The sequence below is a fragment of the Pyxidicoccus caerfyrddinensis genome (genome assembly GCF_010894405.1).
Classification (GTDB): domain Bacteria; phylum Myxococcota; class Myxococcia; order Myxococcales; family Myxococcaceae; genus Myxococcus; species Myxococcus caerfyrddinensis.
Genome location: NZ_JAAIYA010000001.1, coordinates 144966 through 168764, shown reverse-complemented (window position 1 = coordinate 168764; position 23799 = coordinate 144966). Strand labels below are relative to the sequence as shown.

Annotated in this window: 19 protein-coding genes; 1 reads left to right on the top strand and 18 read right to left on the bottom strand. The window is 70.1% G+C overall.

The annotated features are described in order from the left end of the window. Positions 1-107: 107 nt before the first annotated feature. The 5 genes from G4D86_RS00630 to G4D86_RS00610 form a co-directional block, all read right to left on the bottom strand. Positions 108-1067 carry a DUF808 domain-containing protein gene (locus tag G4D86_RS00630; RefSeq protein ID WP_163988249.1) on the bottom strand — a complete coding sequence of 320 codons (960 nt, stop codon included), beginning with the start codon at positions 1065-1067 and terminating at the stop codon, positions 108-110. Positions 1068-1404: 337 nt separating this feature from the next. Continuing rightward, positions 1405-2394, bottom strand: coding sequence for a hypothetical protein (locus tag G4D86_RS00625; RefSeq protein ID WP_163988247.1), 990 nt, complete (start codon positions 2392-2394; stop codon positions 1405-1407). A 173-nt stretch (positions 2395-2567) separates the two neighbouring features. Continuing rightward, the gene (locus G4D86_RS00620) at positions 2568-3392 is read right to left on the bottom strand and encodes a MerR family transcriptional regulator (RefSeq protein WP_163988245.1); all 825 of its coding nucleotides are present in this window, start codon (positions 3390-3392) and stop codon (positions 2568-2570) included. Then, complete coding sequence (locus tag G4D86_RS00615) at positions 3389-4456, bottom strand: alpha/beta fold hydrolase (protein ID WP_163988243.1); 1068 nt, start codon at positions 4454-4456, stop codon at positions 3389-3391. Before G4D86_RS00615 ends, G4D86_RS00620 begins: the two co-directional genes overlap by 4 nt. Before the next feature lie 173 nt (positions 4457-4629). Beyond that, positions 4630-6174, bottom strand: coding sequence for a M4 family metallopeptidase (locus tag G4D86_RS00610; RefSeq protein ID WP_163988241.1), 1545 nt, complete (start codon positions 6172-6174; stop codon positions 4630-4632). A 94-nt stretch (positions 6175-6268) separates the two neighbouring features. Between G4D86_RS00610 and G4D86_RS00605 the strand changes: the two genes are divergently transcribed. Continuing rightward, on the top strand, positions 6269-7213 hold the full coding sequence (locus G4D86_RS00605) for a sulfotransferase domain-containing protein (RefSeq protein ID WP_163988239.1): 945 nt from the start codon (positions 6269-6271) through the stop codon (positions 7211-7213). A 102-nt stretch (positions 7214-7315) separates the two neighbouring features. Here G4D86_RS00605 and G4D86_RS00600 read toward each other — a convergent pair whose 3' ends face one another. From G4D86_RS00600 to gltB, 13 genes are all read right to left on the bottom strand, one after another. Next, positions 7316-7735 carry a translation initiation factor gene (locus G4D86_RS00600; RefSeq protein ID WP_163988237.1) on the bottom strand — a complete coding sequence of 140 codons (420 nt, stop codon included), beginning with the start codon at positions 7733-7735 and terminating at the stop codon, positions 7316-7318. 42 nt (positions 7736-7777) lie between these two features. After that, positions 7778-8053 carry an NAD(P)-binding domain-containing protein gene (locus tag G4D86_RS00595; protein WP_163988235.1) on the bottom strand — a complete coding sequence of 92 codons (276 nt, stop codon included), beginning with the start codon at positions 8051-8053 and terminating at the stop codon, positions 7778-7780. Between the two features lie 162 nt (positions 8054-8215). After that, on the bottom strand, positions 8216-8494 hold the full coding sequence (locus G4D86_RS00590) for a hypothetical protein (RefSeq protein WP_163988233.1): 279 nt from the start codon (positions 8492-8494) through the stop codon (positions 8216-8218). A gap of 77 nt (positions 8495-8571) precedes the next feature. Next, the gene (locus G4D86_RS00585) at positions 8572-9939 is read right to left on the bottom strand and encodes a serine/threonine protein kinase (RefSeq protein ID WP_163989345.1); all 1368 of its coding nucleotides are present in this window, start codon (positions 9937-9939) and stop codon (positions 8572-8574) included. Positions 9940-10108: 169 nt separating this feature from the next. Continuing rightward, positions 10109-11080 (bottom strand): MBL fold metallo-hydrolase, encoded by a 972-nt coding sequence (locus G4D86_RS00580; protein ID WP_163988231.1) that lies wholly within the window; start codon positions 11078-11080, stop codon positions 10109-10111. A 5-nt stretch (positions 11081-11085) separates the two neighbouring features. Further along, complete coding sequence (locus tag G4D86_RS00575; protein WP_163988229.1) at positions 11086-11862, bottom strand: hypothetical protein; 777 nt, start codon at positions 11860-11862, stop codon at positions 11086-11088. A 26-nt stretch (positions 11863-11888) separates the two neighbouring features. Beyond that, the gene (locus tag G4D86_RS00570) at positions 11889-12770 is read right to left on the bottom strand and encodes a hypothetical protein (protein WP_163988227.1); all 882 of its coding nucleotides are present in this window, start codon (positions 12768-12770) and stop codon (positions 11889-11891) included. Between the two features lie 108 nt (positions 12771-12878). After that, entirely contained in the window at positions 12879-13685 is an 807-nt protein-coding gene (locus tag G4D86_RS00565; protein ID WP_163988225.1) for an aldo/keto reductase, read from the bottom strand. A gap of 88 nt (positions 13686-13773) precedes the next feature. Continuing rightward, on the bottom strand, positions 13774-13995 hold the full coding sequence (locus G4D86_RS00560; protein ID WP_163988223.1) for a hypothetical protein: 222 nt from the start codon (positions 13993-13995) through the stop codon (positions 13774-13776). A 13-nt stretch (positions 13996-14008) separates the two neighbouring features. Further along, positions 14009-14425: a nucleoside diphosphate kinase regulator gene (gene rnk / locus G4D86_RS00555; protein WP_163988221.1), complete on the bottom strand. Its 417-nt coding sequence runs from the start codon at positions 14423-14425 to the stop codon at positions 14009-14011. Positions 14426-14520: 95 nt separating this feature from the next. Continuing rightward, on the bottom strand, positions 14521-17370 hold the full coding sequence (locus G4D86_RS00550; protein ID WP_163988219.1) for an ELWxxDGT repeat protein: 2850 nt from the start codon (positions 17368-17370) through the stop codon (positions 14521-14523). A 179-nt stretch (positions 17371-17549) separates the two neighbouring features. Next, the gene (locus tag G4D86_RS00545) at positions 17550-19010 is read right to left on the bottom strand and encodes a glutamate synthase subunit beta (RefSeq protein ID WP_163988218.1); all 1461 of its coding nucleotides are present in this window, start codon (positions 19008-19010) and stop codon (positions 17550-17552) included. Positions 19011-19012: 2 nt separating this feature from the next. Beyond that, positions 19013-23584, bottom strand: a complete 4572-nt coding sequence (gene gltB / locus G4D86_RS00540; RefSeq protein WP_163988215.1) for a glutamate synthase large subunit — start codon at positions 23582-23584, stop codon at positions 19013-19015. Between the last annotated feature and the right edge of the window lie 215 nt (positions 23585-23799).

The window sequence follows — 23799 nt, the reverse complement described above, 5'->3', positions numbered from 1 at the left end:
GAGACGGAGGTATGAGGCCCGCGCGGCGCGCGGCGGAACCCGGGACTCCCCCGACTCGGGCCATCGGCTCACTCGTGGTCACGAGGGCCCGAGTCGTCGCGGAGGACCTACTGGGGCTTCGGGCGCGCCGAACGGATGGCGCGCGTCACGCCCGTCACGACCAGCAGGATGACGATGCCGGCGAGGATGCCGAACACCGTGTTGATCAGCGTGGGAACGAGCGCCGCCAGCACGCCGCCGATGCCCGACACGGAGCCCGCGCCGTGCGCGACGTGCTCGCTGAAGTGGTGCACGGGGGGAATGCCGTGGGTGAGGATGCCGCCGCCGACCATGAACATGGCGACCGTGCCGGCCACCGAGAGCGTCTTCATCAGGTACGGAGCGCCTGTCAGGAGCCCCCGGCCCAGCGCGCGCTGGAAGCCGCGGAGACCCCCGGTGCCCGTCTTCGCGCTGAGGTAGAGCCCCGCGTCGTCGAGTTTGACGATGCCGCCGACCAGGCCGTAGACGCCGACCGTCATGATGAGGGAGATGCCGACCAGGACGATGACCCGCTGCCCGAAGGTCGCGGCGGCGACGGTGCCGAGCGAGATGACGATGATCTCCGCGGAGAGGACGAAGTCGGTCCGGACCGCGCCTTTGATCTTCTCCTTCTCGAAGGAGACGATGTCCACCGCGGGGTCGGCGACAGCCTTGACGAGCTCACCATGGTGGGCCGCGTCCTCGTCCTTGCTGTGCAGGAGCTTGTGGGCCAGCTTCTCGACGCCCTCGTAACAGAGGAAGGCGCCGCCCAGCATCAGCAGGGGGACGATGGCCCAGGGAATCAGCGCGCTGATGGCCAGCGCGGCGGGGACCAGGATGGCCTTGTTGACCAGGGAGCCCTTGGCGACCGCCCAGACCACGGGTAGCTCGCGATCGGCCGTGACGCCGGTCACCTGCTGCGCGTTCAGCGCGAGGTCGTCACCGAGGACGCCAGCGGTCTTCTGGGTCGCGACCTTGGTCATGGCCGCGACGTCGTCCAGGAGGCTGGCGATGTCATCAATCAGGGCAAAGAGGCTACTTCCGGCCACGAGCGTCTTCCTCTGTAGTGGGTCGTCTCTGCCGAGCCCGGGTGGCCCGTTCCCGGCAGGTGGGTGGGTATACCTCGGCTCGGTGACCAGGGCACGCGCCCCCCGCCCTGATAAGGAGGCATGGGGCGAATGGAAAGCCTGTTGAGGGTGATGGCTGGATCGGGAGGAGCCGAGGCGGGCCGCTGACAGGTTCCGCCGAGCTGTGCGTCCACACCCGACACTGAGGCACCGTTGCTACTTGCCCGCGCCCCTCGAATGGACGAGGCCGGAGCCCCCCGCCGTGAGCGAGGGGTGGGACGCAGAGCCGACGCCTCCCGGTCGGGGTTGCCCGATGCGATCAGGGATAGCGCCACTCCACCTTCGACTGACTCGAGTACGAATAGGAGTTCGGGAACAGCGAGCCCCCGTCGAACGCACCGTCACGCGACGTCGCCTTCTCGGGTGTCAGCACGAGCTGATTCTCCTGTAGCCCTTTCGAGTAGTGGAACTGCCACGCGTAGGTCGTCGTCTCGGCAGCGGGGCGCTCGGTCTTCACGACCTTGTTCTTGTCGTCCTTGACGACGCCCTTCACCGCATTCGGCGTGAGGGTCAGCCTGTTCCCCGCGACCTTGTATGTTCCGGACTCGTCGACGATGTACCAGCGCGGCGGTCCGTGATGTCCGAACCAGGTCTCCCTGCGGAACGTGTACGTCCCATCCTTCTTGAAGACGTACTGCCGCACGATGCTGCCGTTCGACATCCCCGTCCCCGGCTCCTTGGACAAACTGCTCGCGCTCCACGCGGCGGCGAGCGATGCGGCAGTCGCCGTTCCGCTGTCGCCGGGTTCCGACGTGACGGTGGCCGCTGACTTGATGGTGATCGAGTCGACCACGCCGCGGGTCGCGTCCTGGCACGTGGTGATCGTCCGCGCGTCGTTCGACATCAACCGGACGCTACCGACCGTGCCGCCACCGATCAACACGACGAGCTGCGCGGCGTACGTACCGTTCTTGTCGGACAGGTTCGCGCCCATCACGTACTGCGTCAGCTTCTTCTTCGTTGGCTTCGCCGGAGCGCGAACCACATTGGCGGCCGAGAACCGCGCCGCGATGACGTCGGCCCACTCCTTGTTGATGTCGGCAGGGACATCGCTCGTCGCGACGCGCGGCACGTAGAGGCCGATCGCGCAGAACGTCTTGCCGGTGATCTTCGTGTAGCCGCGCAGCCCTTCGGCGCTATCGGTGAGCGTGTAGCCGTCGGGTGGCGTGAACGTCCACACCCCGAGCGTCTCGGCGGCGACCGGAGCCGAGAGGAGCAGCGTCACGACGCAGGGCAGTGAGCGAAGCATTCAACGAGGGTTTCACGGCACCGCCACGGCGGCCACAACAATCCGTCCAACCGCAATGCCAGCGATGGCGCAGTTCCCACGCGCCATGGCCGACCTGTCTTCTCTCCTCGCCGTCCTCGAAAACGATCCAGATGACATCCAGGCCCGCGAGGCACGGGTCTGGGGCCTGGCGCTCAACCCCCGTGCTTCGCCTCCCAGGACAGCGCGAGCTCGGTGCGCCAGGAGGAGGACACCGCTTCGTTCGCGCCCACGCGCAGGAACGTCTCGCGCAGGGGGACGGCCGGGATGCGCTCGTGCGCATGGAGGTGGGCGAAGAGCCGCGCCCAGGACGGGCCCACCGAGTCGGGAGGCCCGGTGTGAACGAGCGTGGCCGCCTGCACCTCGGGCAATTCCTCCACCTGGACGCCCTCGGGCCGGGCACCGGGGGGCAGGGGCACGCACCAGGAGATGTCCGCATCGTCCTCGCGGTACTCCGCCTCGTGGTAGAGACAGAAGGGAGCACCTCCGACCTTCGGGCCGCACGCGGCAAGCAGTCGCGGGAAGACCTGCGACGCGTCCGAATAGCGCCCCCGAGCGCGGTGCACGGCGACGCGCATCCCGGGCAGCCATCGCTCCAGCAGGGGAGGGGGCGCGCGCAGGTACGCCTCCGCCTGCTCCTGGTGCCGAAGCAGCGTGTCCAGGGCCAGCACCGACCGCTGGGCGCTGGCCGCTTCGTCGGCAAGCCGTGCGCGCACCTTCGTGAGGTGCTCGGACAGGGACGCGCCCTGGTCCAGCTCCTCGAGCACCCCGCGAATCTCCTCCAGCGACAGTCGCAGGTCGCGCAGCGCTCGCAAGGTGTGGGCCTGGGCGATGTCGCGCTCGGTGTAGTAGCGGTAGCCGGAGGAGGGGTCCACGCGCGAGGGCAGCAGCAGGCCCTTCTCCTGGTAGAGGCGCAGCGCCTTCACGCTCAGGCCGGTGATTCGCGACACCTCACCGATGGCGTACAGCAGTCCACTCACCGCTTCAGCTCCGTGAAAAAGGTGCGCAGGGTGGCCGCGAAGGCCTCGGGTTGCTCGTCGAAGGGAAAGTGCCCGCTGCCCGCGAGCTCCACCAGTCGCGCGTGGGGCAGGGCTTCTACCACGCGAGCGGTGGCGGCACGCGGCTGCAGGTCCTCGGCGCCGTGGATGACGAGGGTGGGCGCGCGCACCCGGCCGAGCCAGGCCTTCCAGTCGTGGTGGCGCCCCAGGCTGAGGTAGAGCCCCAGGGACATCAGCCCTCCCGGAGTGCCGGAGTCGGGCAGGGGTGCTCCGGGGCGCTCCTTCCGCACGGCCTGGGCGTAGAGGGGACCGAAGCGAGCGAAGTGCTCGGCCAGCGTGGCGTCGTCCTCCTTCAGGCGCGTGGGGAAGTCGAAGGTGTGCGCCATCCACGCCTCCAGCACCTGCCGTTGCTCCGGGTCCAGCCGGGCGCCGACCTGGGTGAAGAGGTTCCCGTCGCCCGCGGGCATCGTCACCAGCGGTGCGGGCGCCACCAGCACCAGCGCCTCCACCCGCTCCGGCCACTCCGCCGCGTAGAGCGCGGCCACCAGCGCACCGAAGGAGTGCCCCACCAGCGTGAGACGCTCCTGCCCGAGCAGACGCCGGATTCGCTCCAGGTCCGCCAACTGCGCGGCGAGCCCCAACCGCGCCTCCACCTCCTGCATGGCCTTCCATGTCCCGTCCGGCGGAGCGTGGGTGAGGGGACGCGAGGACGCACCGCAGCCGCGCTGGTCGTAGAAGTGCCAGCGCAGGGCCTCGCCGGTGAGGCCGGCTGCGCGCCACGGTGCTGCTGGAGGAAGTCCTGGACCTCCGTGCACGACGACGACGTCCCGCCCCTGGCCCACGGCCACGTGGTGCAGTTGCACGCCCGGCGCCACCTCCCAGCGGGAGGCGTCGGCCCGCTGTCCGGGAGGCACCTCCAGCGTCTCGCCCCGCGCGGCCAGCGTCTCTTCCACCGTGCCCGGCTGGAAGAGCCCGCGTCCCATCCACCACCACACGCCCGCCGCCGCGCCCACCAGCAGGACGAGTGCTCCCAATGCCAACACCATGATGTTCCTCCACGACCGCTGTCTGGATGACATGCGCGGAAGGTGGCGGTCTCCCCCTGGGGGAGAGTCAAGGCGCGGCTGTTCACGTGCCGTCAGGGAAACGCGAAGGCCGGCCCGCCCACCTGGGGACGGACCGGCCTGGGATACATCCCATTCGCGCTACGTCGCGGGGCTCAGTTCACGCTGACCGCGGACCAGGCGGCGGCCACGGCGTTGTACTGGGTGCTGGAGGCGCCGTAGAGGTCCGTCGCCGCCTTCAGCGTGGCCGTGCGGGCCGCCGCGTAGTTGGTGGAGGACGTGAAGTACACGGTGAGGGCGCGGTACCAGATCTTCCCCGCCGCGTCGCGGCCGATGCCGGTGACGGCCGCGCCGTTGCAGGTGGGGCTCGCCGGGCTGGCGGCGGAGCCCTGCGCCAGCAGGTAGAAGAAGTGGTTGGCCACGCCGCTGGAGTAGTGCACGTCGATGGAGCCGATGCCGCTGTACCAGCAGTCCTTCGACTTGCCATCGAGCGAGGGCTTGTACATGTAGCGCAGCGCGTCCCCGGCCTTGCTGGGCGTGTAGATGCGCTCGCCGATGAGGAAGTCGCCCGGGTCGCCCGCGTTGGCGGCGTAGAACTCCACCAGCGAGCCGAAGATGTCGCTGGTGGCCTCGTTGAGGCCGCCGGACTCGCCCGAGTAGACGAGGCCCGCGGTGCGGCTCGTCACGCCGTGGGTCATCTCGTGGCCGGCCACGTCCAGCGCCACGAGCGGGGTGAAGGTGGAGCCGTCACCGTCGCCGTACGTCATGCAGAAGCAGGAGTCGGTCCAGAACGCGTTGTTGTAGGCCGTGCCGTAGTGCACCTTGCTGTAGCCGGTGCGGCCCGCGCCGTCGATGCCGTTCCGACCGTGCACGTTCTTGAAGTAGTCGTACGTCGTCTTCTGGCCGAAGTGCGCATCCACCGCGGCGCTCGCGCGGTCGCTGTTGGTGCCGTTGCCCCAGACGTTGTCGGCGTCGGTGAAGATGGCGTTGCTGCGGCCCGCATCGACCGTATAGAAGCCGGTGCCCCGCGTCACATCGCGCATCTCATAGCCGCTGGTGATGGTGTTGGTGCCGATGCTCACCGTCCCCAGGTAGAGGCTTCGGCCAGAGCCGGTGGCCGCGGCGGTGTGCACGCCATCCCACGAGCCACGCAGCGCGCCGGTGCGCGCGTCCACCAGCACGTGCAGCTCGCTGGGCGTCTGGTCCGGCTTGATGCCCTCGAGCACCACCTCGTACGCGAGCCCCGGGGCGCGCTCCGGCCGCGCGTCGATGATGAGCTCCGCGCTGGACGGGCCGCTGCGCTGGCCGACGAAGGCCGCCTCGGCCAGCACCGTCGCCGCCGCGGCGTCGAAGAAGGGCAGCGTGGAGACCCCGCGTAGCGGGGACGCCGTCGCGAACTCCACCTCGGAGGCGCGGCCCACGGGGTTGTGCACCACCAGGTCACCGCCCAGCACGCGCAGGCCCGCGAACGAGCGGTCGAAGCGCACGTGCTCCGAGCCGTTGTCGTCCACGATGACCGTGCGCGCCGTCAGCTTCTCGGAGGCGTCCTGCTTGGCCACCAGGCCCATCGCGCGCGAGACGACGGCCGACTGCTCGGCGGAATCCGTCAGCTCACGCGACGTATTCACGGGCGTGTCGTTCGCATCACCACATCCCCACAGCGCAAGCGTTGCGACAGCGGTCGGCAGGATTCGCTTCATAGGGCGGCACTCCTAGACGGCGGGGGTAAAACGCGGCCCCTTATACGTGCTATCCAGATTAATCTCAATATGGCATGAATTACGTGATTACGGGTTGGCGGCCCGCGAGACGACGGGGTTGCTCCAGATGACCGACAAGGACTTCAACGCCATGAGGGCTGACGCGTCCCTTTGGCAGCGCGCCATCCACGGAGTGTCGAGCGTCCTGCTCGGCCTCGTGAACCTCCTCAGCATTCCCACCATCCTGGCGACCGTTGCGCTGCGGTGGTTCCGGCTGCGCTACGCGATGCTCAAGCCGCGGCCCGGAGACATCTACGTGGCCACCGCGCCGAAAACGGGCACGACGTGGATGCAGCAGATCGTCCATCAGGTCCTCACGGGAGGCCGGGGCGAGTTCGAGCACATCTCCCAGGTGTCCCCCTACCTGGAGCAACTGATGCTCCGGGACTTCGCACAGGCCGTGCTGGACGCGCTCCCTTCCCCCCGCATCCTGAAGACGCACATGCCCTACTGGCTGGTGGCGCCGCCCCCGGACAGCCGCGTCATCTACGTCACCCGAAACGCGGCGGACTCGCTGGTCTCGGTCCACAGCCACGTCTGCCTGGAGACGGGCTACCGACACAAGCTCGATGTCCCCTTCTTCCGCCGGGACTTCATGCTGAAGCGGTGGTTCTGGCACCTGAAGTCCTGGTGGCCGCACCGCGCGGACCCGAACGTCCTCCACCTGCGCTACGAGGACCTGGCCGCGGACCTGGAGGGCGGCATCCGGAAGGTGGCGCGCTTTCTGGGCGTCACCCTCGAAGAGGACCGCATGGGCGCCATCCTGGAGAAGTGCAGCTTCGCTTTCATGAAGCAGCACGATGACCGTTTTGACGTGCGGGTGCCTGTCTTCGACCCGAGCGCCTCCAGGCCAGGCTTCATCCGCAAGGGCGTGGTGGGCGACGGCCGCGCGGTGCTGACGCCCGAGGTCCAGGCCGCGTTGGGCGAGCGGATGGGCCCTCTGCGCAAGAAGCTCGGTCTTGGCGAGACGGAGGTGTGAGGCCCACGCGCCGCGCGGACGGCGCGCGTCACGGCCGTCACGACCAGCAGGATGACGATGCCGGCGAGGATGCCGAACAGATGGCTGGAGCTGGCGCTTGCCTCAGCCCTGAGCGACTCGCCGCACGCCCCGGCGCAAGAGGAGGTCCGGCACGCTGCGGCGCTGGTCTCCCTCCAGCACGAGGGCATCGCCCTCCACCACGCCGCGGCAGGCGAGTCCGCGCTGCAGCGCCTGGCACCAGGCCTCGAGTGCATCGGGGGGTAGCCCCAGTTCCTCCACCCGGGTCACCTCGGCGCCGTCGCGCTCGCGCCGCGCAAGTCGCACCCTTGCTCGCGCGGGGCCGTCAGGAGGAGGCTCCGCGGGGAAGTCCTCCGCGCGAAGCTGGGGTGTCTTGCTCGGGAGCGCCTCGCGAAGCTCCGCGAGCGCGGCGAACGGGGAGTTGAAGCCGCCCGTGGAAGACTTCCCAGGCGGAGTGCCCTGGAGCTTCGGCTCCGGAGGACCCTTGCGTGTGTTGCGTGCCATCCTTCGCGTGAGTGTGCCAGAGATCTTCTCCCTGCTCGACCCTCACAGTCCTTCTCGATCAGTGTCCACCCCTGGCGGCACACGCTGCCTGACGTCCTCGGCAATGCGTCCCGTGTCGATGATGACGTCGTCCGCGCCGTTCGCGCGCAGCCCGTCAGCCTTCGCGGGGTCCTTGCCCACCGCCCTCACGTCGTGCCCGGCTCGTGCCAGTCCGCGCTGCAGCGCGCCATCCACGTTCCCCTTGCCGATGATTCCAATCTTCGCCGCCATGACCTTGCTCTCCGTGAAGAACTCCGGAGCGAAGCGCCCCGGGGACACACGGCTAGATGCGGCATCCCTCCCTCGGGAAAAACCGCATGAATGTCATGACACCTTTGACGGCTCGTCACGAATTCGGGGGGGAGGCGCCGGACGCGGGGCAGCGCTCCGTGGACGGAGGCTGCCCCGGTCCGAATCCCGCTCAGTCAGGAGCGGGTGACTTCAGTAACACGCTCCACAGCGCGTCGGGCCGTTGCCAATCTCGTAGTAGTCCGTCGCGTTGGTGCAGTAGTGCACCTGGAAGTTGCCCCACCCCAGACCGCAGACCTGGGCACAGTCCCAGTAGGAGCCGTGGGTGTAGCCGGTGGGACAGGTGAAGACCGCCTGCTCGGCCTCACTGAGGTTCTGCTCCGGAGCCATCTCCTCCGGCATGGTTCCGCCACAGCCCGTCGACAACAGTCCTGCTGCCAGCAGTCCGCCCAGCATGGTCCGCAGTTTCATGGCTCTCCTCACTGAATTGAATTTCGGGGTGAGGAGTTTGACGCTAGTTTTGAGACGGAATGACTGTCAACCCGAGCTCAGTCTCCAGAGTGCTCCGCGGGCCTTGAGGTCGAAGGTCGAGCCGGTGGGATGAAGGGGCCGTAACACGCGCCTTTGTAGACGTAGAAATTCAAGTTCGCGTCACAGTCCTTCAGGCTCATGTCCAGCTTCATCCAGCACCCACCATTGATGGCAAGCAGCGCCCTGCCGGGACATCGGCCAGCAGCATCTGGCCGTGTCTGTCCTGGAAGGGGCCTGGGGGGAATATCCACACTGATGGCCGACCACGCGGACGGTGCCCGAGGAGACACCGGGGCCGTCAGCGCGGTATCTCCAACGGCCACGGCTCCGCCATCCCTCGTATCCTCGGACGCTGACGCGTGTGGCTGCGCGGCCTCCTCTCCGGGATGCGCGCTCAGCAGCCATGCGGCTCCAAGCGCCACGGCTCCTCCCAGGCTGGCTGCCGTCAGCCAGGACCGCGCGGTGTGCTCCGCCGCCCGAAGCACGAGGTGTAGCAGGGTGCTCCGTGTATCCACGGGCTGGGATTCCTCCCGAGCGAAGAGCGGCACATCCGCGTCCGGTCCTGCCTTCCGCGCGGCGTGCTCCAACGCCTCGGCCAGTTCGCGGGCGCTGCCACGCGCTTCGGGGTGCAGGGAGAGCATCCGGGACACGAGCCTGCTCAGCTCCGCGCAGCAGCGGGCGTTGACGGCTCGTGGAGGTAGCAGGCCAGGACCTTCCGGGCTCCAGACATGGGACCGCTCGTCCATCGGGGCCGGCGTGGGAGGGTAGTCGTCGATCACCAGCCGGTAGGCGGTCATCCCCAGTGCGAAGACATCATCCGCCGGTCCGGGCGCGTAGGGCGTGGCCGACGCGTGGAAGGGGAGCCGCACGGAACGCCAGGCCTCCGGTGAACGGTAGTGCGGCGTCCCGGGCGGAAACGGTGGCGACGTCAGCGTGGCGGCACCCACGTAGTTTCCGGAGCCGAAGTCGGTCAGGAAGACCTGACCATCCGCATTCCTCACGAGAATGTTGTCGCCCTTCACGTCTCTGTGGACTCCCCCTGCGGCATGCGTGGCCTCCAGGGCCCGCGCGAGGCTGGCAAGGGCGTGGAGCACCTGGCGGGAGCTGGGGCGGTGCACTCGCGCCCATTCGTACAGTGACGCGCCCTCAATCCACTCCATCGCGAGGTAGGGGTGGGGGAGGAGGCCCCCCGGCTGCCGCCAGCTCCCCCGGGCCACGAGGCGCGGGACGCTCGGGTGCCGGATTCGGGAGAGCAACTCTCCCTCTCGCGCGAAGCGCTCATCTCCGGGGAGCAGGGCCAGCTTGAGTGCCACGGGCCCGGGGACGCCCTCCACTCCGAAGGCGCGGTAGACAGCGCCGTAGGCTCCCCAGCCACGCCGCTCCATCACACGCCACGGCCCCACCCTCGTGCCCGGGGGCAGGTGTGCCGGATTCAGGTGGCCAGGCTCCATGGAGTGTCCCGCGAGGAGGGAAGGGTGAGATCGCCGCGAGCCTACTCCCTGCGTTGGTACGTGTCAGGGCAATGGGGCCCGGGGCGCGGCCCCGCGGTGCGCTTCAGTCTCCGGCGGAGGCCTCCGGCCCGCGTCCGCTCGTGTTGTCAGAGCTGGCCATGGCAGCCTGACGCGCCCACTCCGCGCCCAGGAACATCGGCAGGAAGTGGGGGAACTCGCGGTGGGGGAAACGCCGGTTCACCTTGTCCGTGATTCGCGCGAAGGCCTCCTGCGTGTACGCGCCCCGCGGATGCTCCGCGGTGACGGCGTCGACCACGGCGCGGAGGTACTCTCGCTGCTGGTCGATGAGCTCGGGTCCGCCGGTGGGCCCGTGCCCCGGGTGGATGAACTTCGGATGCAGCGCGGTCAACTCGTCCAGCCGTGCGAGCCACGCATCGGTGCTGCCGTTCTCGAACCAGCTGTGACTGCCGTTCGCGACGAGGTCTCCGGTGAAGAGGTGCCCCTCCCACTCGATGACGACATGGGCCCGGCTGCACCCGGCGCCGAGCACGTGCGCCTTCACGGTGACTCCGCCCGCGCTCAGCTCCGTGGTGCCGCCGCCGAAGCTGTCGGGCAGCGTCAGCGTGCGCGGGTAGAGCGCGATTGCGTACTTCTTGAAGAAGATGGGCCACCACCGCTCGTGGACCTCGGGGATGAGCTCGCGCACCTGCTCGGAGGTGACGACCGGGACGCCGAGGTCCTTCACCCACGCCGTGCCGTTGAAGCGGTCCGGGTTCGGGTGCAGGACAATGGCGAGCTTCACCTTCTTGCCCGTCTTCCGCTGTGCGAAGCGGATCTCCTTGCGCAGCGCCGTCGGCACGAGCTGCGTGTCGATGAGGATGAGCCCCTCGGGGCCTTCAATCCAGTACGACGCCGTCCTGAAGGACCACTGACCCGAGACGTACTCACCGACCCTTTCGTCGCCCTGCTCCTGGACGGAACTCGAGTACCAGTTTCCATCCTCGGCGGTCCTGGGAGCGGCACAACCCACGAAGAGCAGCGCAGCGAGCGCGAGTCGCATGGGGGTGTCGAGCATGGCCTTCAGTCCTCCAGCGGCTGCGCACGGACCTTCGTCCGGCCCCGACCGACGTCGAGGCACAGCTTCCATCCATCCGAGAGCAGCTCCTTCGTCGGCGCGGGCTCGAGCCACCGCCGCAGTGTGTCTTCCTGCGACAGCAGGTCGGTTTCCTCGAGCCGCAGCCGCGCGCGGAGGTCTCCGCCCACGTCCCAGGAGCCATCCGAGCCCGACGGCATCATCAGGTCCGCTTCCAGGTCTCCAACGACGAGGTGGTCCGCCCCGGTGTAGAGAGCGCGTACCCGCTCATTGCCGATGACCACGAGCCCCGAGTCCGCCGGGCCGCCGTCCATCAGCGCGCCGTGGACGATGAAGTCCCCGAGGACGACGACCGTCCCGGACAGGTGGACGTGGCCGTGCAGCTCCAGCGGCCCCTGGTAGACGACGAGCTCATCCGACGCCGCGCCGAGCGTGATGAACGTCTCCCCGCCTCGCTGTTGGGTCTCGGAGAAGCTCGGGAAGGAAGCGACGGGCCCGCCCAGCCGCTTCAGCGCATGGGCCAGGATGAACTCCCAGTCCGGAGGGCTCCGGGCGCCGGGAATCACGATGGGCTCGAAGGCGGTGCGCTGGAGGGCCGCGTCCAGCGCCTCGGCGATGCTGTCGAGCCACGCCTCGCGCCGGCGCTTCTGGTCGGGCGTGGGCCAGTTCGGCTCGCCTCCCCAGTGGTCGACAATCTTCCCACCGGGGACACGGGTGCGCAGGTCGAGGAGGGTTTCGTCGATGTCTTGGCGGCGCGGGTGCATGCCGCGCTTCTACTACTTCGCGCGGTTCAGGCGATCTGCGATGGAGGCGGACTGCCGGGGAGGATGACCTCGCTGCCGTACGTCACCTGCCAGTCCGCATGGCCCAGGGAGTAGAGGTCCACGCCCTGGCCCGGCACCAGGCCGACGGTGCCCAGGTTCTCCGGGTGGGGCTGGCCTCGCAGCGACGCCAGCGGGCCCGCACCGAAGTAGCGACCCAGGTCCCAGTCGGTGTCGTGCGCCATGGCGATGCGGCTCAGGGCGCCGGGGTACTCGCCCGACGGGAGGATGTTCGGCCCGTTGCCGGCGGTGCCGCCGAACGGGTCGAAGCGCATCCAGTACTCGGCGGGAATCTGGCCACCGGTGCGGGCGCTGGCGGCCTCGGCCCAGGCGATGTGTGACGGGGAGCCGTAGTAGCCCGAGTCGCGGGACCACTCCTCGAGCGAGGCATGGCCATGGGCCGCGAGGTCCGCGCCGTAGGTATTCGCGTCGTCGGTCTGCTTCTCGGCCATCGCGCGGTCCATCTCCGCCTGCAGGTTCTCCGGCGCGATGTTGAGGTTCAGCGGCGTCACGCGAATCTCGATGTAGCCGCGCGCCGGCAGCCCCAGGGGATAGACGGTGTGCAGGTTCGTCTCCACGCGCACGGTCATCTTCCCGTCCTCACCCGGGCCGGTCACCGTGGCGACGCCGGGCGTTCCACCGGTGCCTCCCACCTGCTGCCGCGTGGGCGTGTCCAGCGACACCGTCTGCCGCGAGGCGGACTTCGGAGCGTCGAACCCGTCGGTGGAGAGGAGGGCCTTCGGCGTGCTGGCGGCCACAGTCACGGTGTTCTTCTCCGGGGCCGTGGGCTTCGGCTCGCTCGGAGTGGAAATCGACTGGGGCGACGGGTTCCTGGAGATCTTCGAAGACATGTGGCGACTCCCCCTGTGCACGACGTGCAGTGGCCTGGACTCCCGGACATTGTCGCCTGGGAGGCAGCGAAAGTTGATGCCAGCCGGACGTCCCGTCCGGGTTGCGTATCAGCCGTGGACGACGCGGCCGAAGTCGCGCATCCACTGGAGCTCCTGCTCGGACATGGGCCCGCGCTCCAGGGCGGCGAGGTTGTCGTCGAGCTGGGGCGTGTTGGCGGGGCCGGTGAGGACCACGTCCACGTGCGCGTTGGAGAGGCAGAAGCGGTAGCAGTCTCCGGCGGTGGGCACGGGGCCGTCCCAGCCGCGCGGGCGCTTGAGGAGGCGGCGCCAGCTGGTGGCGGTGTACGCGATGACGGCGGGCTTGCGGCGGGCCAGGTGCGGGAAGATGTCGCGCTCGGCGCCCGGGTGGGCCGCGTTGTAGCGAATCATGAGCAAGTCGAGCGGCGAGTCCTCCGCGAGCCGTCCGGCGCGCTCCCGGTCATGGATGGAGACGCCGAGGGCGCGGACCTTGCCTTCCTCCTTGAGCTTCATCAGCACGTCCACCGTGCCCGGAGTCCACGCGCTGGTGGTGCCGAGCCAGGAGAGCTGGAAGAGGTCCAGGTAGTCCGTGCCGAGCACCTTGAGGGCGCGCTCGCAGCTGCGGCGCACCTGTCCCGGGAACCAGCCGAGGGTGGTGCAGGCGGCGACGACGAAGCGCTCGCGATTCGGCTTGAGGGACTCGCGGAGCACGCGCGTCATCTTTCGCGCGGTGGGCGTCCAGTAGACGTAGTTGAGGCCACGCTCGAAGGCGGCGCGCATGCCGGCCTCGTCGATGCCGTAGTTGGCGGCCAGCCCCAGCCGGTGCACGGGCTTGCCGAAGACAGGGACGTGGCGGTGCGTGAAGTCCTGCGAGGTGACTGCGACAGCGGTCGTCATGAGGCCCCCCGGGGCGAGGCCATCGTATGCGTGTTTCACTCCGGCTGCGCGGCCCCGGGGTCAGGAAGGGCCGGACACCCGTGCTGGCTCAACTCGAGGTGGTCTCGACGTCCTCCACCGTCTCGAGGTGCTGCCCATGGAGCCGATGCATCGCCAGCCGGGGAAGCACCGTCATCGCGAGGACCTGGTGCCCCAGGAAGCCCAGGATGAGGACCAGCGAGGCAACGAGTGTGATCATCCGCACGCGATTACGCCTGCGGATGCTCCGCTGCTCCTCGAACAACTGCTTGTCCGTGGGGGAGAGGGCCATGCTCCGCGGCCCGTCAGAGGTGGTAGTGCCCCGCGGCCTCGGGCTGGTAGGGCACCGCGACGACGCGCAGGCGCTTCGTGCGGCCGCCCGGCATGGGCCATGAAATGGACTGCCCCACCGAGAGGCCGATGAGCGCGCTGCCCACGGGCGCGAGGACGGAGATGCGGCCGTCGTCACTGCGCGCGTCGCGCGGGTAGACGAGCGTCACCTGCCGGCGCTCACCCGTCTGCTCGTCCTCGAAGACGACGGTGCTGTTCATCGTCACCACGTCGGCCGGCACTGCCTCCGAGGCCACCACGCGGGCCCGGGACAGCTCCAGGTCGAGCAGCTCCGCGAGCTCGGCCGTCCGGCCGCCTCCATGGTGGTCGATGACGTGGCGCAGGCGCTCCAGGTCGGTCTCGGTCACGATGAGGGACTGCTCGGGGTTCATGGCGCAAGGCTCCCTTGGGTGAAACTGGGGTTGAACCCCGCATAACGGCTGGGGCGCGGGTCTATTCCCGAGGATGCGGCGACGAGGTCCGCGCGTCATCCGCCTCCCGCGGGCTCGTCGAGAACCCACCACTCGATGCCGTGCGCGCCGTCATCGGCGAGGAAGAAGACGTGGGGGCCGGCGCGCGTGAAGAAGTACGGCAGCGAGCCGAGCCGTCCCGGTGCCAGCTCCTGCCGCAATTGCGTCCCGGCCCACGTGCCATCGGTCCGCCACAGCTCCGCGCCGTGCTCACCGTCGTCCGCATGCAGGAGGGCCGAGCCGCCGGAGTCCGTCATCCACCGGGGCTCCGAGTGCCCGGGGCCGGGATGGATGTCCCTAAGCAGTGCCGTGCCGTCCGCCGTCCCGTCCGAGCGCCATGGCTCCTGACCGTGCACCCCGTCATCGGCGCTGAAGAGGACGGTGGCACCCAGGGCCCCGAACCAGCCAGGGTACGAGCCCTCCGGTCCGGGCCGGACGTCCGCCACGAGCACGGTGCCGTCGCACGTGCCATCACTGAGCCACGGCTCGCGGCCACTCGCCGGGTCCGTGGCCGCGAAGAAGACGCGGCTGCCCACGACGGTGAAGCCGTCGGGGACGGAGCCGCCCTGGCCGGGGTGGATGTCGCGCAGCAGCAGGGTGCCGGCCTCGGTGCCATCGCTGACCCAGGGCTCGTGGCCATGCTCCAGGTCCCCGGCCGCGAAGATGACGCGCGTTCCCAGGGCGGTGAGGCTCCGGGGGAAGGAGCCGTCTGGCCCCGGTACCAGGTCCTTCACGAGCCGGGTGCCCTCGGCGGTGCCGTCGCTGACGCCCAGCTCCCAGCCTTCGTCCGCGAAGTCGCCGGTGAAGAACAGGCGGTCGCCCACGGCCAGCAGGTTCCCGCTCGAGCCGTTCGACGGACCCGGGCGGAGGTCCTTCACGAGGACCGTGCCTTCGGCGGTGCCGTCGGTGCGCCAGAGCTCCTCGCCGTGGAGGCCGTCGGTGGCGGTGAAGTACGCGATGCCACCCAGCACCGCAGGAAGGCCGAAGGCCGCGCTGCCCGCCGGGCCCGGGTGGATGTCCTTCACGAGGACGGTGCCCGCGCGAGTCCCATCGGTGCGCCACAGCTCGCGGCCGACGATGCCGTCGTCGGCGAAGAAGAAGACGTGGGTGCCGAGCACGAAGAATTGGGAAGGTGCCGAGCCCTCGGGTCCCGGGCGGAGGTCCATGAGAAGGAACGTTCCTTCCGGAGTCCCGTCGGTGCGCCACGGCTCGGCGCCGATGCTTCCGTCGTCCGAGTCGAAGAAGAGGGTTCCGTTCATGGAGGTCCACGATGAGGTGGACGGCGGCAGGGAGCCCGGGCGCAGGTCCTGCACCAGGCGAGCGGAGTCGGGGTCCCACAGCGGTGCCGGTGACGTGTCGCCACTCTCGCGTGTCGTTCCGGAACCGCCGACGAAGCGCAGGTCCGTGGGGAGCTGGCTGATGTCATCCGAGAGGCCGATGGCCCACAGCTCGGCGCCCGAGTCGCGGTGGTTCGCCGTGAAGAACAGCCGCGAGCCGCTGGCCGTGAAGTCGCGCGCCGACGAGGAGAGGGCCCCGCCCGCGATGTCTCGGATGCGGAAGGTACTGGCGAGGGTGCCGAGGCTCGTCCACGGCTCGTGCCCCTTCCCGGGCTCACGGGCGGAGAAGTAGAGCCGGCCCTGCTGGGCGCGCAGGGACGCGAGCGCCGAGCCCTCCGGCCCGGGGGTGATGTCCTTCACGAGCACGGTGCCGCCGGATGTGCCGTCGCTGCGCCACAGCTCGTCGCCGTGCGTGGGAGACCAGGCGGAGAAGAAGAGGAGGTTGCCCATCGCGGTCAGCGCTCTCGGGTTGGAGCTGGCCGGGCCGGGGGCGATGTCCGAGACGCGGTACGTGCCGGCGCGGGTGCCGTCACTGCGCCACAGCTCGTCACCGTTCTCCGGCGTGCTGGTGACGAAGAAGAGGAGTCCCCGGGCGCAGGTGGGACGCGGGGCGCTGTCGAGCATGGGGCGCCCGATGTCCGCGAGCCGAACGGTTCCGTTCGCGGTGCCGTCACTCTTCCACAGCGTCAGGGGTGGCGCGGTGAGCGGGACACCGTCGTCGTCATTGCCGTCGAGCTGGACGAAGAAGAAGAGCTGCCCCGTCACGCTCGTGAGTCCCTGAGGACGGACGATGACACCCGGAGGGGCTTCCAGCTTGCGGACGGGGAGGGTGCCTTCGGGGGTGCCGTTGCTCTTCCAGAGGGTGCGGTCGACGAAGAAGTAGAGCCGCCCTCCAGACGTGGTGAGGTGGGACGGGTAGGAACCCGAGCCCCCGGGAGAGAGGTCCTTCACGAGCCGGGTGCCCACGGAAGTGCCGTCGGTGCGCCACAGCTCGACGCCTGAGACGCCGTCATTGGCGACGAAGTAGAGGACGTGGCCCAGGACGGTGAGGTCTCGAAGGCCGCCGCTGGCGGAGCCCGGGCGCAGGTCGGTGACGAGCGACGTCCCGGAGGGCTTGCCGTTGCTCCGCCACAGCTCGTCGCCGTGCTGGCCGTCGTTGGCGACGAAGAAGAGGGTGCTGTCGACAGCGGTCAGGTCGTGAGGGTCCGAGCCCAGGGGACCGGGGCGGATGTCCTTGACCAGGAAGGTGCCGGCGTTCGTGCCGTCGCTCTTCCAGAGCTCCGTGCCCCGGGACAGGTCCGTGGCGCCGAAGAGGAGCGTGCCGGCGGCATCCGTCAGCTCGTACGGCGCGCCGCTGAGCCGGCCTCCCGCGATGTCGTCCACGGCGGAAGGAGCGCCGGACAGGAGCGCGGAGACACCGTGCGCTAGGGCGTCACCGTCCGAGAGGCGAGCGGGGAGGGAGCCATCACAGGCGATGGCACCCGCCAGACACAGCAGGAGGAGAGTCGGGCGGACAGGCTGCGAGGCCATTGAGGGCACCGTCCTTCGCGCCGGGGAACGCACGCGGGTGGGGCGCCAAAGCTGGGCTCATCGCGCTGGACGGACAGCCTCCCCCGAGGGCAGCGACGGTGCTCCTCCGAAGACAGATGCCGTGCTGCCGGGTTGCTGGAGCAGTGCATGCCATCCAGCAACCGGCAGCGGAGCTTCACTCAGAACGCGCAGTCCGCGCCCTTGCCAGGCAATGCCGACCGCCCACCCGCGAGGTACGCGTCCACGGCCTTCGCCGCCTCGCGCCCATCGGAGAGGGCCCAGACGATGAGGCTCGCGCCACGGCTCGCGTCGCCCGCGCAGAACACGCCGTCGGCCGTCGTCGCGAAGCGCGCGTCCACCTGCACGGTGCCTCGCGGCGTGAGCTTCACGCCCAGCTCTTCCGACAGCCGCCCCGTCTCGGGTCCCGTGAAGCCCATGGCCAGCACCAGCAGGTCCACGTCGAGCGTCGTCTCCGAGCCGGGCAGCTCCACCATGCGCGGCAATGCCCCGGGCTCTCTGTGCAGATCCACCTGCACCGCGTGCAGCGCCTGCACACGTCCGTCGCTCCCGCTCAGCCGCTTCGTCAGCAGCGCGAAGGCGCGCTCGCCGCCTTCCTCCTGGCTCGACGACGTGCGGAATACCACCGGCCACTTCGGCCACGGGTTGCCCGTCGCGCGCACCGAGGGCGGCGCCGGCAACAGCTCCACCTGCACCGCGCTCTTCGCACCCTGCCGCAGCGCCGTGCCCAGGCAGTCCGAGCCCGTGTCTCCACCGCCCAGAATCACCACCCGCCGGCCCGCCGCGTCCAGCCGCGCGTCCTTCTCGCCATGTCCCGCCACGAGCCGGTTCTGGTGCTCCAGGAACTCCATCGCCTGCACCACGCCGGACAGCTCCCGCCCCGGCACCTCCAGCTCCCTCGGCCGCCGCGCGCCCATCGCCAGCACCAGCGCGTCGTGCTTCGAGCGCAGCTCGCGATAGCTCAGCGCCCCTCCCACGTCCGCGCCGTTGATGAAGGTGATTCCCTCCGCCTCCATCACCGCCAGCCGCCGGTCCAGCACCCACTTCTCCAGCTTGAAGTCGGGGATGCCATAGCGCAGCAGTCCACCGGGCCGCGAGTCCCGCTCGTACACGGTGACGGTGTGTCCCGCCGCGTTGAGCTGCGCCGCCGCTGCCAGGCCCGCGGGCCCCGAGCCCACCACGCCCACGGTGCGCCCCGTGCGTCGCGCGGGGGGCCTCGGCTTCACCCAGCCCTCCGCGAAGGCCCGCTCGGAGATCTCCTTCTCCATCTGCTCAATCGTCACCGCGTCCCGGTCAATCGCCAGGACGCACGCCGCCTCGCACGGCGCGGGGCACAGCCGGCCCGTCAGCTCCGGGAAGCCATTGGTGCGGCTGAGCAGCTCGTACGCCTCGCGCCATCGGCCCCGGTATACGGCCTCGTTGAAGTCGGGGATGAGGTTCCCCAGTGGACAGCCCTGGTGGCAGAAGGGCACGCCACAGTCCATGCACCGGCCCGCCTGACGCTTCGCCTCCTCGGGCGCCAGCGGCAGCGCGAACTCCTTCCAGTCCCCGAGCCGCTCCTGCTTCTCCCGCTTGTGCGCGTGGACGCGCGGCCACTCCATGAATCCCGTCGGCTTTCCCATGGTCAGGCCCTCCCGCCAGCGCCGGCCGTCTGCTGAAGCTGCTCCGCGATGGCCTCGATGGGCTTCCGCGCCGCGCGCCGTGCCTGGAGCACGCGCTTGTAGTCCGTGGGCATCACCTTCACGAACCGCGGCACCATCAGCTCCCAGTTGTCCAGCACCCGCTTCGCCAGCGCGCTGCCCGTGTGGCGCAGGTGCCGCTCCACCATGCCGTGCACGAGCCAGATCTCCGACTCGTCCACCAGCGACTCCAGCTCCACCATCTCCAGGTTGCACCGCTCGCGGAAGGACAGCTCCCGGTCGAGCACGTACGCCGTGCCGCCGCTCATGCCCGCCGCGAAGTTGCGCCCGGTGGCGCCGAGCACCACCACCACGCCGCCCGTCATGTACTCGCAGCCGTGGTCGCCCACGCCCTCCACCACCGCCTGCGCGCCGCTGTTGCGCACCGCGAAGCGCTCACCCGCGAGCCCTCGCAGGTACACCTCGCCGCCGGTGGCGCCGTACAGCGCCGTGTTGCCCACCAGCACGTTCTCCTCCGCCACGAAGCGGCTGGCCTGCGGCGGGTAGACGATGACGCGTCCACCGGAGAGGCCCTTGCCGACGTAGTCGTTGGCATCGCCCTCCAATTCCAGCGTCACCCCGGCCACCAGGAACGCGCCGAAGCTCTGTCCCGCCGAGCCCTTCATCCGCACGTGGATGCGCCCGTCCGGAAGTCCCCGGCCACCGTGCCGCCGGGCAATCTCGCCCGACAGCATGGCCCCCACCGCGCGGTGCGTGTTGCTCACCGGCTGGGTCAGCAACAGCGGCGGCCCGCCATCCAGCACGTGGCTCGCGGCCTCGAGCAGCGTGTGGTCCAGGTGGTCCGACACGTCCTTCACGCGAGGCACCTTGCAGTGACGGGGCTCGCTGGCCGGAGCCGCGGGCGCCGCCAGCAGCGCGGACAGGTCCACGCGCTTCGCCTTCCAGTGGTCCACCGCCGGCCGCTGCCGCAGCAGGTCCACGCGGCCCACCAGCTCCTCCAGCGTGCGTGCGCCCAGCGCGGCCATCTTCTTGCGCAGGTCCTCCGCGACGAGGAGGAAGAAGTTCACCACGTCCTCGGGCTTGCCCTGGAAGCGCTCGCGCAGCGCCGGGTCCTGCGTGGCGATGCCGGCCGAGCACGTATTCAGGTGGCACTTGCGCAGCATGATGCAGCCCACGGCCACGAGGCTTGCGGTGGCCATGCCGAACTCCTCGGCGCCCAGCAGCGCGGCCACCAGCACGTCGCGCGCGGTGCGCAGCCCGCCGTCCACCTGCACCCGGATGCGCGAGCGCAGCCCGTTGTGCACCAGCACCTGTTGTGTCTCCGCCAGCCCCAGCTCCCACGGCAGGCCCGCGTGCTGGAGGCTCGACAGCGGCGAGGCGCCCGTGCCGCCCTCATACCCGGAGATGACCACCGCCCCGGCGCCCGCCTTCGCCACGCCCGCGGCGATGGTGCCCACGCCCACCTCGCTCACCAGCTTCACGCTGACGCGCGAGCGCGAGTTCACCGACTGGAGGTCATAGATGAGCTGCGCCAGGTCCTCGATGGAGTAGATGTCGTGGTGCGGGGGAGGGGAGATGAGCGTGACGCCCGGCGTGGACCAGCGCACCTTCGCAATGCGCTCGTCCACCTTGTGGCCGGGGAGCTGGCCGCCCTCGCCGGGCTTGGCACCCTGGGCGACCTTGATCTGCAGCTCGTCCGCGTTGACCAGGTACTCGGTGGTGACGCCAAACCGCGCGCTGGCCACCTGCTTGATGGCGCTGCGGCGCGAGTCGCCGTTCTCGTCGGGCGTGTAGCGGCGCGACTCCTCGCCACCCTCGCCGCTGTTGGAGCGCCCGCCCAGCCGGTTCATGGCAATGGCCAGCGTCTCGTGCGCCTCGGCGCTGATGGAGCCGAAGGACATGGCGCCGGTGACGAAGCGGCGCGCAATCGAGAGCGCCGGCTCCACCTCCTCCAGCGGCACCGCGGTGCAGCCCTCCGTCACCACGTCCAACAGCCCGCGCAGGTTGGAGTGCTCGCGCGTCTCGTCGTCCGCCAGTCGCGAGTACTCCGTGAAGAGCGCGGGGTCGTTGCCGCGCACCGCCGCCTGCAGCTTCGCGATGGTGGCCGGGTTCCACTTGTGCCGCTCGCCCAGGCGGCGCCACCGGAACTGGCCGCCCACGGGCAGCAGGCCCACCTCCGTGTCCGCCTCGGCGCCGAAGCCGCGCGTGTGGCGCTCGCGCACCTCGCGCCCCAGCTCCGGCAGCCCCACGCCTTCCACGCGCGAGGAGGTGCCGGTGAAGTGCCGCTCCACCAGCGAGCGCTGAAGCCCCACCGCTTCGAAGAGCTGCGCGCCCCGGTAGGACTGGAGCGTGGAGATGCCCATCTTCGACATCACCTTGAGGATCCCTTCTTCCACCGCGTGGATGAAGCGCTCCTGGGCCTTCTCCGCGTCCACCGCCAGCTCGCCCGAGTCCGCCATGGCGCGCAGCGTGTCCAGCGCGAGGTACGGGTTCACCGCCGCCGCGCCGTAGGCGAAGAGGCAGGCGAAGTGGTGCACCTCGCGCGCCTCGGCCGTCTCCAGCAGCAGGCCCGTGTACATGCGGATGCCGTCGCGGACCAGCCGCTGGTGCACCGCGGACATGGCGAGCAGCGCGGGAATCGCCGCGTGCGCCGCGTCCACGCCCCTGTCACTGAGCAGCAGGATGCTGGCCCCGGAGTCCACCGCGTCCACGGCCGCCGCGCACAGCCGCTCCACCGCCACTTCCAGCGCGCCCTCGCCGCCGTCCGCCGGGTAGAGGAGCGACAGGCGCTTCGTCTCGAAGAGCCCCTCTCCGTGGATGGCGCTCAGCCTCGCGAGCTGCCCGTTGGTGAGGACGGGGCCCGGCAGCGACAGCCGGTGGCACTGCTCCGGCGTCTCCTCGAAGGTGTTGCTCTCCGGCCCCAGCGCGGTGGCCAGCGTCATCACCAGCGACTCGCGCAGCGGGTCGATGGGCGGGTTCGTCACCTGCGCGAAGAGCTGGTGGAAGTACGAGAAGAGGCTCGGGGCCTGGTCGCTCAGGACGGCCAGGGGCGTGTCCGTGCCCATGGAGCCCACCGGCTCCTTGCCCGTCTCCGCCATGGGCGCGATGACCGTGCGCACGTCCTCGGCGGTGAAGCCGAAGGCGCGCTGGAGCCGCCAGAGCTCCTCGCCCCGCAGCCGCTCCGGGGCGGTGATGGAGGGCAGGTCGTCGAACGTATAGACGTTGCGTTCCAACCACTTGCGGTAGGGCCAGCGCGTGGTGATGTCGCGCTTGACGTCCGCGTCCTCGAGGATGCGCCCCTCGGTGGTGTCCACCAGCAGCATGCGCCCCGGCGTCAGGCGTCCCTTGCGCCGTACCTGCGCGGCCGGCACGTCGATGACGCCTACTTCCGACGCGAGGATGATGCGGTCATCCTCCGTGACGAGGTAGCGCGCGGGCCGCAGTCCGTTGCGGTCCAACGTGGCGCCGATGAGCTGCCCGTCCGTGAAGGCGATGGCCGCGGGCCCGTCCCACGGCTCCAGCAGGGCGGAGGAGTACTCGTAGAAGGCGCGCCGCTCGTCGGCCATCAGCGCGTCGCCCTCCCACGCCTCCGGAATCATCATCATCAGCGCGTGCGGCAGGGTGCGGCCGCCCAGGTAGAGCAGCTCCACCATGTTGTCGAACTGCGCCGAGTCGCTCTTGCCGGGGACGATGATGGGCTGGAGCGGCTCCAGGCTTCCGCCCAGCCGCGCCGTCTGGAGCAGCCCGCGCCGCGCCGTCATCCAGTTGCGGTTGCCGCGCAGGGTGTTGATTTCGCCGTTGTGCGCGATGAAGCGGAACGGCTGCGCCAGCTCCCACCGGGGGAAGGTGTTGGTGGAGAAGCGCGAGTGCACCAGCGCCAGCGCGCTCACGAAGTCCGGCTGCTGCAGGTCCGTGTAGAAGCGGGGCAGGTCCACCGGCAGCATCAGCCCCTTGTAGATGAGCGTCTCCGACGACAGCGACGCCACGTGGAAGTGGCTCCCCGGGTCCACGCCGCGCGCCTGCACGCGGTTCTCCGTCAGCTTGCGGATGCGGTAGAGCTTGCGCTCGAAGGCGCTGGGCACCACGCGGCGCCGGGCGATGAAGAGCTGCCGGATGACGGGCGCGGCCTCGCGGGCCACCGGTCCCAGGTGCTCGGGGTCCACGGGGACGTCCCGCCAGCCGAGCACGCGCTGACCTTCCTCGGCCACCACCTCCGCGAAGGCCGCCTCGCACGCGGCGCGCGCCTGGGGGTCGGGCGGCAGGAAGACCTGGCCCACGCCGTAGTGCCTGCGCGCGGGGAGCTCGAAGCCGAGCCCCGGCACCACGCGCTCGAAGTAGCGGTGGGGGAGCTGCACCAGGATGCCTGCTCCATCCCCCGTGCGAGGGTCCCTCCCGGCGGCGGCCCGGTGGCTCAGTCGATTGAGCAGCTCCAGGGCGTCCTCGACGATGCCTCGGGAGCGCTCGCCTCGCAGGTGGGCCACGAAGCCCACGCCGCAGGCGTCGTGCTCGGTGTCGGGCTCGTAGAGGCCGTACCGGCCGGGGAGGATTGCGGACATCAACTTCCCCCAATCCCGCTGACGCGGGCGGTTATGTGGATGACGCGGAATGTTAACGCGTCGCGTCGGCAAATGGCAGTCCCTGGCGAGCCCCAAAGGGGATGCCAGAGGGGCCGGCCGACACTCCGGGGCAGGGAGGCGTCGCCTTCCAGGCAGCTCCAGGGCGGCCGGGGGCGTGCTTCTCCGTGACGCGGGGCGGCGCCCGGGACTCTGGG